This is a genomic window from Rhodoglobus galactosidasius (assembly GCF_054957775.1).
Map to the genome: position 1 here is coordinate 167,243 of NZ_JBQIAV010000005.1, position 13,381 is coordinate 180,623.

Consider the following 13,381-nt stretch of genomic DNA (forward strand, 5'->3'; position numbering starts at 1 on the left):
ACGTTCCTCCACTCACCGCGCTGCAGCCTACGCCGCCACGCTCGCGATTGCGTCACGCACTGTGCGCGCAACATCCACCGCATTCGGTAGATCTGAATGGACGCAGAAGGATTCGGCACGCACCGGCACTGTGTTTCCGGTGGTGCTGATGGTTGTTCCTTCGTTGAGTGCACGTGACGCACGTTCGGCGACTTCACCAAGGTCCCTCACGGAGCCGGTCCGGTTGACGATTATCATGCCGTCATCCGCGTAGTCGAGATCGACGTAGTACTCCGCGATGAATGACACTCCCCTTTTAGCCGCCACTCGCTCGTGAGCTGTGCCAGCGAGCCCATAAATGGGAACGCCGTACTGCACTGCGACATCGCAGGCCGCATCCATTAGTTTTTCACTTCGCGCAAGCATTCCGAAAAGCGCCCCGTGCGGTTTGATGTGATGAAGCTCGTGGCCTTCGGACTGCACAAAGGCTGCAACCGCGCCGGTCTGGTAACGAATGAGGTCACGAGCTTCCTCGGTAGTAATTACCATCTCACGACGCCCAAAACCGGCGATGTCCGGTAGCCCGGGGTGGGCCCCCACACTCACACCGCGATCCAGCGCAAGCGCTACGATTCGCGCGATCGCTGTGGGATCTCCGGCGTGTAGTCCTCCCGCAACGTTGATGGTGTCGACGAATTCGAGGAGCGGTTCATCGTTGCCGAAGTGATGGATACCCACCGACTCTCCCATGTCAGCATTGATTGTCAGAGTCATCTCAGCGATCAGACTCCACGATGTGCTCCGGGCTGCGTCGAGCGTCGGTTGCCTTCTCCACCGCGGCGGCAACTGTCAAAAGTCGCTGCTCGTCGTAAGGGACACTCATGATTTCGAGTCCTACCGGCAGCCCGTTGTCGGTGAAGCCAACGGGGACGGTGATTGCTGGGAAGTGGAGTTGTGATGCGATAACCGTGTTCGTGGGGTAGGTCAGGCAGGTCCAGCGGTCAGCGAAAACATCCTCGCGGGTGGGAGCTGGCAGCTTCGCGTCCGGGAACACGATGGCGTCGAGTTGCAACTCTTCCATCAGACTCACGACGTGGCGCTGGAACTTCTGCTGGGCCAAAATCCGCTCGACATATTCGTCATCATCGGCGGGGTTCGCCGGTGATGCCGCGATCCCGATCAAGAGATCGAGCTTCGGGTGGAACCGTCCGCTGGAGATGACGTCGCTCATTCCCGTTACTCCGGCGTCGGGGCGCGTTGCAAAGAACTTGTCCATGTCGTCGTGAGAACGCGTGTTGTAGAGCGAAGTAAACCCGACAAGATGCATGAGGTCATCAACGTGCACATCGATGGTTTGGCCGCCCGCTGCGCGCAGCTTGTTCAGAGTGTCTTCCAGCACAACGTTGATACGCGCGCCATCGACATCACTCTCGTCGCCGAATGCTTCACGCAGCACACCAACGCGCTTGCCCTTCATTGTCGACTCGGCCAGACCATCCGTGTACGAACCGGTGTGGCGAGCGATGCGGTTGATGCTCGTGTAGGAATCTTCGGGGTCGAACCCGGCAAGCACATCGAGCACGCGTGCGGTGTCTTCGACCGTGCGAGTCATCGGTCCAGGGGTGTCTTGGGGCTTAACAAGTGCCGACATACCTGCACGACTGATCAGGCCGGGCGTAACCCGCAGTCCCACCAGGTTGCAGAATGATGCGGGCAGACGGATGGATCCACCGGTGTCTCCGCCGATCCCCACCAGCGAAAGGTTGGCGGCAATCGCTGCCGCCGAACCTGACGACGATCCTCCTGGATCGCGGTCAAGATCGTAGGGGTTCTTTGTCGTTCCGCTTCGCGATGACGTGCTGAACCATGAGGTAGCGAAGTCCGGCATTGTGGTGGTTCCCATGATCACGGCGCCGGCGGCACGCAGCCGAGCCACAACCGTGGAGTCTTTTTCCGGCACAAAATCTGCCGCAATTTCACTGCCGTAGCTTGTCGGCATTCCGCCGACTTCTACTTGGTCTTTCACCAGAACGGGGACGCCGTGAAGGGGACCAAAGAATTGGCCGTTCTCGGCGTAGAAAGCGTCGAGCTTTGCGGCATCCTCGCTCGCCCGTGGCGACAGCGCCACAATCGAGTTGAGTTCCGCGCCACTGCGGTCGATGGACTCAATGCGGTCAAGGTACGCCTGAACTACTGCGGCGACCGTGACGGTTCCGGCACGGTAGGCATCCTGAACCTCGCTGATGGTGATCTCTTTGACATCAAGGGTTTCCGACATGATCTTGCTCCTTTATACGGTGTCGTTGCTAATACTGGTCTGCGTGGGCTCGGTTGGCGAGACCCGGCGAGGGCGTGCAAAGCGGCTCCAGTCGACAGAAGTGAGGGCCGCGATGATAATCACCCCCTTGATGATGTTCTGGTAGTACGCGTCAATATCGAGAAGGTTGAAACCGTTCTGTAGTGTCGCCAGAATCGCGACACCCACAGCAGTACGCCACATTGAGCCTTTGCCGCCGGCAAGCGTTGTGCCCCCAACGATGACGACGGTGAGCACATCGAAGACGAGCTGACCGCTTAGCCCGGCTTGGGCTGAGCTCAGTCGGGATGCCGTGATGGTGCCCGCAATGCCTGCGCAGATTCCGGCGACGAGGTAGGCGCTCGCGACGACCCAGTCGGCGCGGATGCCTGAGAGTCGTGCTGCCTCTCGGTTGCCGCCGACTGCATAAATATTGTGCCCGTATTTCGTGAAGGCCAAGATGAGCCCAGCAATCACAAAGAGGGCGATCATGAGCAGCGCGCTCAGCGGAACCCCAACAAAGGATCCGCGCCCGAGAAGCGTGAATGGCTCAAACACCACTTGAATGGGGCGGTTTCCTGTCAGAAGCAGTGCGACACCGGTGATGATCAGTGAGGACCCCAGAGTTGCGATGAAGGGGTTCACTCTCAGCAACGTGACGATGACGCCGTTGAGCAACCCAACGACACCCGCCACGACGATCGCGCCGAGAAAGGCGAGGATCGGTGGGAACGTCTGGCCGAGAGTTGCTGCAACGACGGCGGCGAGAGCGTAGGTTGCCGCCATCGACAGGTCGAACCCTCCCGTCAACACCACGTACGTCATCCCGATGCCCATGATGGCCACGGGTGCCCACTGCGCCAGCACATTGCTGACGTTGCCGAGCGACAAGAAGGCGGGCTGGAGCAGAGCCACGATGATGACGAGCACGACAAGTGCGAGTACAACGCCGTATTCGCTGAGTGCGCGCCGAATTCGCGGGGCAATGGGCGAAGCCACAGGCTTCGCAGCGGACGTAGTTAGAGTGCTCACGGTTGGTTCTCCTGCAGGTGAGTGGATGAAGATGCGGATGAGGGTGCGGACACTGTGGCGATTTCGGTTGTTCCGAATGACGCAGCCAACACGTCGTGCACGGTGGCACCAGCCGGAAGTTCAGCAACGAGACGGCCTGCTCGGCAGACTACGACTCGGTCGCTATGATCGAGCACTTCTTGGATCTCGCTTGACGACCACAGCACGGCACGGCCCTCATCGGCGAACGATCGCATCGAAGCGAAGACTTCGGACTTGGCGCCGATATCCATGCCACGTGTCGGCTCGTCGAGAAGCATGAGACGAAGTGGCCGCGAGAAGAGTCGACCGAGCAGCAACTTCTGTTGGTTTCCTCCCGAGAGTGTGCCAGCGGGTGCGCCTAATCGAGAGCGAGCGAAAGCTACGCGACTTGCGATGGGCTCAGCCCAGCGGCGCAGGAGTCCCGCGGTAATTCGGCCCCCGCGACGAGCCAGCTGAAAGCCGCCGAGGGCGATGTTCCAGGATGCCGGCTGATCGAGCACGAGACCTTGGTGTTTACGATCCTCAGGCGCGAGGGCGATTCCTGCCGCCCACGCCCGTGCGGGTGATGACGGCCATCGCAGCGGTACTCCGTCCAGTTCGATTGTGCCGGTCTGTACTGGTTCCGCTCCCGCGACAGCTCGGAGTAATCGGGTGCGCCCGGACCCGACAAGGCCGGCAATCCCTACGACCTCACCGGAGCGGATGTTGAGCGATTCAACATCTACGCCCGGTGCCCGTACATTTCTCAGCGCCACAACGGTCGGCTCCATGTTCCCGCGGTGTCCGCCCGTGGGCGCTGTTGACGGTGAGTGACCGAGCATCGCGGTAACGAGTGCAGTTTTGCTCCACTCGGTCGCGGGGGCACGCGAGACCACGGAGCCTTCGCGCAGCACCATGACATCGTCGCTGACATCGAGTACGGCGTCGAGGTCGTGTGAAACGTAAAGCACTGAGCACCCTTTATCGCGCAGGTCGCGGATGACAGCATGCAATCGTGCAATGTCTTCCGGCCCCAAGGATGCGGTCGGTTCGTCCATGATCACGAGTCGCCGTCCGTGGGCGATTGCGCGCATGATCTCAAGTAGCTGTTGGTTGGCGGTCGAGAGATCGCCGGCGCGTGCATCCGGTCGGATGTCGCTGCCGACGCGCTCAGCAACAGCGCGATAGTCGCGTCGAAGCTGTTGCGATCGCACCACCCCGAACAGTGTCGGAACGTGCCCCAAGTAGACGTTCTCTTGGGCGGTGAGTTCGGGAACGATAGTGAGTTCTTGGTAGATCATGGCAACCCCCGCATCGGATGCGGCGCGAGGGTTGCCAGCGACCAAACCAGTGCCAAATACCTCAATCTGACCCGCGCTGGCACGCTCGGCGCCGGCAATCGACTTCATGAGGGTCGATTTTCCTGCGCCATTCTCACCAACAACGGCAAGCACGGTTCCAGCCTCAACGCTGAAGGTGACGTTGCTGAGTGCACGAACGCCGGGATACTCCTTGCTGAGGCCAGAAACGGTCAAGGCCGTTGTCGATTCGCGGGTGAGGTTCATGATTAGTACTCGGGGGCGAAGTCAGCAGCGTTGCTGCTGTCAATGAAGATCGTTCCTGGGCCGTCTACGACGACTGGCGATTCTGCCAGGTAGGTGAAGCCTTCGGTGATCTCTCCGGTTGCGAGTGCACGGGCGAGGTGGACACCGCCGTAGTACGACTCCTCGTAGGGAAGCAGCACTGTTGTGGAGGTCCATGCTCCGTCAATGACGCGTGCGGTGCCGTATTCGGTGCCGCCAACGCTGTAGATGCGAACATCGCTACCAGGATTGAGCCCGGCAGCACGGATACCTTCTTCGACTCCGCGCGTCATGTCGTCCCACGACGAGATCACGATCTGTGCGTCAGGGTTAGCCTGCAGGGCGTCTTGCACGACACTGAGTGCAGTCGCCGGGTCAAAGTTTCCGGGCTGTTCGGTGACGACCGTGACATTCGGATGATCGGCAGCAGCACGCTCAATTGCGTTCTGCCAGCGCGTGTAGAGGTCACTGCCGAGGAATCCGCCAACAGCAATCGCGTCACACTCCCCTTCGCACGAGTCGAAAGCATTGTTGACGTGTTCGAGGAAGAATGATTCGGTCTGCATGGCGGCGAAGCCAACGGAGCCTTCCGTGAAGTCAGCGTTTCCACACATCGGGCTGTTGATGGTCGCTACCGGGGCGCCGGACGCGACGAGCACATCGAAGCTTGCGCATCCCGAGGCGTCAGCTACGGGCGCGAAGATGTAGCCATCGAACTCGCGAAGTACGGCATCCTGCACCTGGCCCTGCTGGGCGTTGGCATCGAATGCGGCGTTGAAGAGGGTGATTTCTGCGTTGACGGCAGCTGCAGCATCCTGAGCGCCTTGCCAGCGAACCTGACAGAACGTGTTCTCGGTTGCGCACTCGGCGATGTAGGCGATGGATGCTCCATCGAGGTCGGGCAGGCCTGCTTCGATGTACTCGAGCGTTGCCGCCATTGCAGATTCTGAAGCCAGCGCGTCTTGCTGCGGGCTGTCGGTTGATCCATTGGTGTTGGGTGCGGTGCAGCCGGCTAGAGCCAGAACGCCCAACATCGCTGTGCTTAGTAACACTCGGGTACGCATTAGTTTCTCCTCGTTGAAAGCTAGACATTCAATGTTTGACACTCAACGTAGTACTTAAGGCCTAGATCGACAAGGGTTTCGTTGTTACATTTAGATTTCGCAGAAACTGAGGTTTCGGCACACCCACCAGCTCGGTACATCGAGGAGTCCCAGATGACGCAACCAGCGTTCCAGCCTGCAGAGTTGTCGCGCCGCGATGCCTCAGGACAAATTGCGATGCAACTTCGCAAGGCGATCAACGACAATGTGTGGGAGCCCGGCGAGCGACTGCCCACCGAAAAAGAGCTGGCAGATTCGTTCGATGTTTCGCGCGCGACCGCACGCGAAGCCCTCAAACTGCTTTCGGCGACAGGCCTTGTTCAGTCCACTCGTGGAGGCCAAGGCGGCACGTTCGTCACCGTGCCCGACGCTGATCAAGTGGCCACACAACTCAGCGACGCCATTCGTCTCTGGTTTCGGGTCGGAAACGTTACGCTTCAGAACGTCGACGAGGCTCGCGAAAAGCTCGAAACAATGTGTGTAGCTCTCGCCGCTCAACACCGCACAGACGACGACCTCGCAGCGATCCGACACGCAGTGGACGCCGCCCGCGACCTCGAAATGGGCATCGACGAATGGCTTGAGTGGGATCTTGCATTTCACACCGCAATTTCGCGTGCCACCAAGAACCCGATTCTCGAACTGGCCATGATGTCGGTGCACTTAAGTCGGCCAGCCACCAACACTATTTTCGTCAACCTCCTCGGTCGCGACGAAGTTTTGCAACAGCACCACGAGATTTGTGAAGCAATTGCAGCCGCCGACCCGGAGCGTGCGCAACTGGCGCTCAAAGCCCACGTTGGCTACCTCAACGAGGTGCGCCGGGATGCGCTTCTCGCACTCGAAGTAGACGACGTACCTCTGTCGCAGCTTCCGTTCGCGCCAGGCAAACGCCGCTAGACGGCCATTTGCTGGCGTCTGCCAGCGGACGCCTCACGAAAAAGCCACCCGTCGAGCGATGCCCGCAAGCGCACAGGCCCTGAGACACGAAAAAGCCCCGGAATCGTGGTGGATCCAAGGGTGTGTAGGTTCACAACATAATTCACATATGAGTCGCGACATCGTTCATAGTGGGCTTCGCTCGATGATGGGTCATGTCGAAAGCCCGAGTGATCCTGTTGTGCGTCGTCCAACAGGGCATGACCAAGGCTGCTGCGGCTCAGAAGTTCGGCGTCTCCTGGCGATGGGTCCACACCCTCGTCACCCGCTACGAAACCGGCGGCCTCGACGCCCTCGAACCACACAGTCGCCGACCACACTCCAACCCAACCTCGACCCTGCCCCACATCCGCCTCCGGATCATCGAGCTCCGTGTTGCGCCACAACGGAAAACTGCACCACATCGGCATCGGACGAACCCACGCCCGAACCCCCGTGCTGATGCTGATCCAAGACCTCAACATCCACATCATCAACGCCACCACCGGCGAACTCCTACGCGAACTAACCCTCAACACCACCAAGGACTACCAACCCCAAAACCAAGGAAACCGTTGAACCCTAGGGGTTCAACGGTTTCCTATGTCCTGAGACAGGACAATAGTGGATCCAAGGGGATTCGAACCCCTGACCCCCTGCATGCCATGCAGGTGCGCTACCGGGCTGCGCCATGGACCCATTTGTTTTATCTTCGTTACCGAAAATGCAACTTCTCAAGATTACTACACACGCGGCCCAACCAAAACCATTCGTGGTACTGGCGAGCAAAAATTATGGGGCGGCCGACATCCGATTGGATGCTGACCGCCCCACAGGCAAGCAGAAACTTGCAAAGTTGGCTAACCGTTTCGACTAAGAAACGGGGATGACGAGTCCGTTGTAGAAGTCATTGATGTACGCCTTCGTCTCGTCGGAGGTCAGCAGTTCATACAGCTTGAGCACGCGGGGGTCGCTCTTGAGCTCATCGCGCGTCACGAGGGTGTTGTAGTACGAGCTCGTAGTGGGCTCGGTAACCAACTGCAGGTCACCGGTCAGGCCGGCTGCTCCCGCGTAGTTGAAGTTGACGATCGCCGCATCTTGGTCATCGAGGGCCGAAGGCAGGCTTGCTGCATCGATCTCGATGAAATTGAAGTTGCTCGGGTTGGCGGTGATGTCGGCAACAGTTGACGGTGCCTCTGTGGTCTCGATGAGTCCGGCATCCGCAAGCAGCAGAAGCGCACGGCCCTCGTTGCTGGCATCGTTCGGAAGAGCGATGTTTGCGCCATCCTTGAGGTCAGCGAGCTCATCAACAGTCTTGGAGTAGAGCGCCAGCGGCGGGAGGTACACCTGGCCAACAACGTAAAGGTTGTCGCCCGTGTTCTCGTTGTAGAGGTTCAAGAACGGCTCGTGCTGGAACAGGTTGACGTCGAGGCTGCCCTCGCTCAGTGCGGGGTTCGGCGTGGTGTAGTCGGTGAACTCAATAATCTCAAGCTCGAGACCAGCTGCTTCGGCCTGTCCGCTGTCAATCACGAACTGAACGATCTCGCCAGCAGGCGTTGCCGTTGCACCAACAGTGAGCGAACCGAGCGTGCCATCAGTCGGGGCGGACTCTTCAGCGGGAGCCGAGCATCCAGCCAAGGTCAGAGCGAGCACGCCAGCGGCGGCCACAGTGGAGAGTGAGAAGAATTTGGAGCGTGACATGACATTCCTTAATCGAGAAGAAAACGAACAGTGGTGAGTGAAAACAGGAAAACTACTAGGGGTAAGCCGCCGACAACGTCAGCGGTGAGACATTCGGTTGGCCAGGCGAGCGCCGACCACCTGAACGATCTGCACAATCGCAACCAACACGATGATCACCGCAACAATGTGGATGACGCTGTATCGCTGGTGACCATAACGAATAGCAACATCGCCAAGACCTCCACCGCCGATCGCGCCCACAATTGCCGAGTAGTTCACAATCGACACCACTGTCGTTGTAAAGCCACGGATGAGGCCAGGAACTGCCTCAGGAACAATCACCTTAGAAACCAACTGCCACCGGGTCGCGCCGAGCGAATGACCCGCCTCGACGAGTCCCTCGTTGACCTCGCGCAATGAAATCTCAACGATTCGGGCGTAGAACGGAATCGCCGCCACCGTGAGTGGCACGATCGCAGCCGACACACCGAATGCTGAGCCCAGCAGCAGCCGTGTGAACGGGATGAGCGCGATCATCAGGATGATGAACGGGATCGACCGCCCCAAGTTCACCACCGCTTGAAGCACAATGTTGATGATGCGGCCAGCCACAACGCTACCAAAGGGTCGTTCGAGGATGCTGCCGCGGTCAGTAATCACCAAGAGGGTTCCTGCTGCGAGCCCGATGATGAGCGTGATGACCATCGTGACACCCACCTGATAGAGGGTCTCCCCGGTAGCTTTCAGCAGGGTTTCGAATAACTGTGACCAGAAATCGGGGGCTGTGGAATCAATCATCGCCCGCTCCTCACAATCTCAACAACAAGCCCCTGTGCCCGCAGATCGTCGATCGCCGCAGTGTGTGCATCAATCGGTCCCGGAAGTTCAAGGCGGGTACGCCCCGACTGGGCGCCACCGATCGTCTCCATCGCAGCACCAATCAGACCGACATCGATCTGGTGGGTGCGAGCCAGTTGAGCTACCACGGGACGCCCTGACGACAGACCAACGAAGGTCACGTCGATGACGGTGGAGTTGCCCTCCGGCAGGTCACCAAGCGGGAACAGGCCACGAGCAAGCTGCGAGCCCGGCTGGGCGAGTAAATCGACCAAGCGGCCCTGCTCGAGAATGCGGCCACCACTCATGAGCGCTGCAGAATCGCAGATGCTCTTGACGACATCCATCTCATGAGTGATCAGCAAAATTGTCAGACCGAGTTCTTTGTTGAGGCTGCGCAATAGCTGAAGAATCGAGTCTGTGGTTTCAGGATCAAGTGCGCTCGTCGCTTCATCGCTCAGCAGCACTCGGGGGCGCGAAGCTAGCGCACGGGCTATGCCAACGCGTTGCTTTTGGCCGCCAGAAAGCTGAGCGGGATACTGTTGCGCCTTGTGTTCGAGACCCACGAGTTCAAGAATCTCGTTGGTTCGGCTGACACGTTCGCGTCGGCTCACGCCCACAACTTCAAGGGCGAGTTCAACGTTGCCGCGCACGGTGCGGCTATCGAGCAGGTTGAACTGCTGAAAAACCATTCCAATTTCGCGTCGCGCCTGAAGCAGATCGCGGTCGCTCAGGGCGGTCAATTCGCGGTCCGCGACGGTGACGGTGCCCGAGTCGGGTCGTTCAAGAAGATTGACGGTGCGGATGAGCGTGCTCTTGCCCGCACCACTCTGGCCAATCACGCCGAAGATCTCGCTGCGCTGCACAGCGAGGCTCACATCATCGAGCGCGCGAACTGTGTTCGCTGCGGCACCAAAAGTCTTGGTGACGGAAGAAAGCGTAATCATGAAACCCCAGAAATTGAAGGCGAGTCTTCTGGAACCGCCGCGGGGTATAACTGCCCGGCTAGATCAAGAAAACCAGCACACAGACGCCCCGACAAATTGGGTTACGAAGTGTGAAGCAAACTAACGGGACTGACTAAACTGAGTCTGCTTCAGGCTCGCTAGGTGCCGTGATCTCGATTGGAATTACGGGGCAATCGCTCCACAAACGCTCGAGCGAGTAGTAGAGGCGATCTTCCTCGTGGAAGATGTGCGCAACAACATGACCGAAGTCGAGAAGGATCCAGCGACCCTCAGCACGGCCCTCGCGACGCAGCGGTTTAGCACCAGCTTCGATCATCTTCTCTTCGATTTCAGACGCGATCGACTGAACATTACGCTCGTTGCGACCCGTCGCCAAGAAGAAAATGTCGGAGTAGGGGGTAGGGCCGGTGACATCCAGTGCGACCATATCCGTCGCCTGCTTGGCGTCGGCGGCCTGCGCGACGATGGAAAGAAGCTCGTTAGCACGAGGAGAAGCAGTCACAGGGTCCTTAATCGGAGAGAGAGCAAAGAGTTAAATCTACAACATGTTGAAGGCGAACGCCGCCACAAGAAGGCCAGCGACGACTACAGCCATTGAAGCTGCCGAAATCATCAGCACGGTAAGTGCACGAGTGCCCTTCGGCTTCTGCGTCTGAGTCACTGCCTGATTGGAGAACGTGCTTACCGCTTTGACCGCGCGCACTGGTGCTGAATCAGTTGACACCATGTCGCTGTCGTTGAGATCAAGCAACGAGTCGATGTCTGCGTGGTCGAAACGATCAGAAACACCACTCGCGGAGAGCGTGCTGGGCAGATCGATCGAGCCCGTGAGCATTGCTTCACCGCTGGAGTTCAACGGACCCCGGATGTCAGTTGCAAATGGGATGGCTGGTAAGACAAGAGCACTGGTTGCGCTTGTTCCGCTACCAATCGTTCTCGAAACGACGGAGTCGTTCGGCTCGTCTTCTACCACGGCCTGTCGCGACCAGTGGCCCGGTGGCACAAGCTTCACAGCCGACGAATCAATGGTTATCGCAGGGTTCGGCGTTGCAGGGATACTGTCGACGGCGGGAAGTTCGCCATCGAGTCGCTTGCGCGCCTGCTCATCGAACTCTGCACGGGCATCGCTGAGGTTGGTTTGCGCTGCAGCAACTGTCGGCACAGGCTCGCCGGCAGCGGGCTCGGCAGAAGTGTCGGACCCAAACCCAAGAAGACCGGCGATTGTTGACCGCACACTCGACCGCGGGGCCTCTACCGACTGCGCGTCATCTACTGGCTCTGGCGTCTGTTCCGCAGCGGCGGGTTCAGTCAGGGCCGCTGACCGCTCAGACGGTGCGGCTGCGAGGGAGCTACCAAAGTCGAGTTCGGATGCCGATTTGGCGGAACCAATGTCACGCGGCGGGTCGACGAGCGGTGATCGTGGTGCACCGGTTATGCCCGTGTCTTTTGCGGAACCATCAGCGTTTGCCAGCAACGATTCGAAGGCGCTGAGTGCGTCCTCAGGGGACGCACTAACCGCCGCCGCCTCAGGAACCACAGAGAGCGGATCGATGAGTGCTGGCGGTTCGATGTATGCCGGAATCTTCGGATCAACTGTCAGAGCGACCTGGTTTAGAGCGTGCTCCTCTGCCCGCTCAGGCACGTGAGGTGCATCGGGCGTCTCTTCAGCAAGCTCTGCGTCTTGACGTGCTCGGAGTTTCCGATGTTCACGACGCGTGAGAGTGCGTTCGGGAGAATTCGACTCGTGCGCTGCAGGCCCCGCTGCAGGTTCGGCCGAAGGGACTGATGGGAGTTCGTCGGATTCGCCAGCGGTACGAGCCGCTACCGGAGCGGCAGGCGGAGGCGGCACGAACAACGAGTTCTGGGTCTGGGGCGAGGGCGGTGGCGCCGTGCGATACGCGGCGGCGGTCGACGGCCGAGACGCTTTAGGCGTGGGTAGCGAAGCAGGCAGCGCGGATTCTGAAGGCGCAGTGGCGCCGGCCTCAGCACTGGTGTCCGCGGCGCTGAGATCTGTCTGAACCTCTTCGATAAGACCCTCTTGCGCTTCTTGCGCAGGGAAAGTCGTGAAGCCCTCTGCTGCGGGCTGCTCGTCAGAGGCTCGTTCGCGCTCACTCTGCCGTGCCGCGCGGCGCGACTGCGGCGGCGGATCGTGAAAAGTGGTCATGGCATACTCCGATACAAATGGTGCTTGGCGATATATTGAACGACACCATCCGGAACCAAATACCAGACCGGGAAGCCCTGGCTGACTCTGGTTCGGCAATCAGTGGATGAGATCGCAAGCGCCGGCACTTCTAACGAGCTTACGCCTTGCGTGGGCAATCCGCTAATGGTTAAGGGGTGTCCTGGCCGTGAAACTGCTATGAAATGGGCAAGAGTCCAGACCTCTGAGACGTCTTTCCATTCCATGATCTGGGCCATGGCATCTGCACCTGTGATGAAGAAAAGATCAGCATCGGGATAGGCCTTGCGCATGTCGCGCAGTGTGTCGATCGTGTACGTCGCGCCTTCACGTTCCAAGTCGACGCGGCTCACGTTAAAGCCAGGGTTGGCAGCGGTGGCAATCACTGTCATGAGATACCGGTGCTCTCCGGCGGTGACGGTTGACTTCATCCAAGGCTTGCCCGTGGGAACGAACACGACCTCATCGAGCTCGAACTGTTGCTGGGCCTCGCTTGCGGCTACAAGGTGGCCATTATGGATGGGGTCAAACGTGCCACCCATGATGCCGATGCGTGCACGCCTCTGCGACGTCTCGGCCGGCATGATGAGACCTTAGTGGCCTGCGCCGTGAGCGTCGCCAGCCTTCGCGGGCTTAGCAACGTGGCGGTTGGCGACGTCGCGGAAGCTCCAGGTGACAAAACCGAGAGTCGTGAACACGACTGCCGCGATGACCGGAAAAGCGAGCGCTGGCAAGACCAGCGGTGCGAGCTCTTCGACCGACGCAAGTACGTTCAGAAAAATTGACATCAAATCTCCATT

General features: G+C 59.4%; 14 protein-coding genes, 1 tRNA gene and 2 pseudogenes. 4 read left to right on the forward strand and 13 right to left on the reverse strand.

Annotated features, from left to right (window positions below):
• Positions 1 to 27 precede the first annotated feature (27 nt).
• The 5 genes from pxpA to ACTJJW_RS08530 are packed head-to-tail and all read right to left on the reverse strand — an operon-like array spanning position 28 to position 5,954.
• Positions 28 to 753 (reverse strand): 5-oxoprolinase subunit PxpA, encoded by a 726-nt coding sequence (pxpA, locus tag ACTJJW_RS08510; RefSeq protein ID WP_462643771.1) that lies wholly within the window; start codon positions 751 to 753, stop codon positions 28 to 30.
• A 1-nt stretch (position 754) separates the two neighbouring features.
• Positions 755 to 2,257: an amidase gene (locus ACTJJW_RS08515; protein WP_462643773.1), complete on the reverse strand. Its 1,503-nt coding sequence runs from the start codon at positions 2,255 to 2,257 to the stop codon at positions 755 to 757.
• 12 nt (positions 2,258 to 2,269) lie between these two features.
• Complete coding sequence (locus ACTJJW_RS08520) at positions 2,270 to 3,307, reverse strand: ABC transporter permease (protein WP_462643775.1); 1,038 nt, start codon at positions 3,305 to 3,307, stop codon at positions 2,270 to 2,272.
• A complete protein-coding gene (locus tag ACTJJW_RS08525; RefSeq protein ID WP_462643776.1) occupies positions 3,304 to 4,872 on the reverse strand; it encodes a sugar ABC transporter ATP-binding protein in 1,569 nt (522 codons plus the stop codon). Before ACTJJW_RS08525 ends, ACTJJW_RS08520 begins: the two co-directional genes overlap by 4 nt.
• A gap of 2 nt (positions 4,873 to 4,874) precedes the next feature.
• Positions 4,875 to 5,954, reverse strand: a complete 1,080-nt coding sequence (locus tag ACTJJW_RS08530; RefSeq protein ID WP_462643778.1) for a sugar ABC transporter substrate-binding protein — start codon at positions 5,952 to 5,954, stop codon at positions 4,875 to 4,877.
• Between the two features lie 153 nt (positions 5,955 to 6,107).
• Here ACTJJW_RS08530 and ACTJJW_RS08535 point away from each other — a divergent pair, with 153 nt between their 5' ends.
• From ACTJJW_RS08535 to ACTJJW_RS08545, 3 genes and pseudogenes are all read left to right on the forward strand, one after another.
• Positions 6,108 to 6,893 carry a FadR/GntR family transcriptional regulator gene (locus ACTJJW_RS08535; RefSeq protein ID WP_462643780.1) on the forward strand — a complete coding sequence of 262 codons (786 nt, stop codon included), beginning with the start codon at positions 6,108 to 6,110 and terminating at the stop codon, positions 6,891 to 6,893.
• Positions 6,894 to 7,132: 239 nt separating this feature from the next.
• Positions 7,133 to 7,216: pseudogene (locus ACTJJW_RS08540) on the forward strand (hypothetical protein); the annotation flags it as partial.
• A 91-nt stretch (positions 7,217 to 7,307) separates the two neighbouring features.
• Positions 7,308 to 7,490: pseudogene (locus ACTJJW_RS08545) on the forward strand (IS481 family transposase); the annotation flags it as partial.
• A 46-nt stretch (positions 7,491 to 7,536) separates the two neighbouring features.
• Here ACTJJW_RS08545 and ACTJJW_RS08550 read toward each other — a convergent pair.
• Positions 7,537 to 7,610, reverse strand: a tRNA-Ala gene (locus ACTJJW_RS08550).
• A gap of 25 nt (positions 7,611 to 7,635) precedes the next feature.
• Between ACTJJW_RS08550 and ACTJJW_RS08555 the strand changes: the two genes are divergently transcribed.
• Positions 7,636 to 7,788 carry a hypothetical protein gene (locus tag ACTJJW_RS08555; RefSeq protein ID WP_462643781.1) on the forward strand — a complete coding sequence of 51 codons (153 nt, stop codon included), beginning with the start codon at positions 7,636 to 7,638 and terminating at the stop codon, positions 7,786 to 7,788.
• Here the strand turns inward: ACTJJW_RS08555 and ACTJJW_RS08560 are convergent.
• From ACTJJW_RS08560 to ACTJJW_RS08590, 7 genes are all read right to left on the reverse strand, one after another.
• Positions 7,785 to 8,612, reverse strand: coding sequence for a MetQ/NlpA family ABC transporter substrate-binding protein (locus ACTJJW_RS08560; protein WP_462643783.1), 828 nt, complete (start codon positions 8,610 to 8,612; stop codon positions 7,785 to 7,787). The two genes, ACTJJW_RS08555 and ACTJJW_RS08560, sit on opposite strands and share 4 nt — an antisense overlap.
• 78 nt (positions 8,613 to 8,690) lie before the next feature.
• Positions 8,691 to 9,392 (reverse strand): methionine ABC transporter permease, encoded by a 702-nt coding sequence (locus ACTJJW_RS08565; protein WP_462643785.1) that lies wholly within the window; start codon positions 9,390 to 9,392, stop codon positions 8,691 to 8,693.
• Positions 9,389 to 10,378, reverse strand: coding sequence for a methionine ABC transporter ATP-binding protein (locus ACTJJW_RS08570; RefSeq protein WP_462643787.1), 990 nt, complete (start codon positions 10,376 to 10,378; stop codon positions 9,389 to 9,391). The genes ACTJJW_RS08565 and ACTJJW_RS08570 overlap by 4 nt, the downstream gene beginning before the upstream one ends.
• Before the next feature lie 133 nt (positions 10,379 to 10,511).
• Positions 10,512 to 10,901 (reverse strand): ribosome silencing factor, encoded by a 390-nt coding sequence (rsfS, locus tag ACTJJW_RS08575; RefSeq protein WP_462643789.1) that lies wholly within the window; start codon positions 10,899 to 10,901, stop codon positions 10,512 to 10,514.
• A gap of 36 nt (positions 10,902 to 10,937) precedes the next feature.
• On the reverse strand, positions 10,938 to 12,563 hold the full coding sequence (locus ACTJJW_RS08580) for a hypothetical protein (RefSeq protein ID WP_462643790.1): 1,626 nt from the start codon (positions 12,561 to 12,563) through the stop codon (positions 10,938 to 10,940).
• On the reverse strand, positions 12,560 to 13,165 hold the full coding sequence (gene nadD / locus ACTJJW_RS08585; protein WP_462643792.1) for a nicotinate-nucleotide adenylyltransferase: 606 nt from the start codon (positions 13,163 to 13,165) through the stop codon (positions 12,560 to 12,562). The genes ACTJJW_RS08580 and nadD overlap by 4 nt, the downstream gene beginning before the upstream one ends.
• 9 nt (positions 13,166 to 13,174) lie before the next feature.
• On the reverse strand, positions 13,175 to 13,369 hold the full coding sequence (locus ACTJJW_RS08590) for a hypothetical protein (protein ID WP_462643794.1): 195 nt from the start codon (positions 13,367 to 13,369) through the stop codon (positions 13,175 to 13,177).
• Between the last annotated feature and the right edge of the window lie 12 nt (positions 13,370 to 13,381).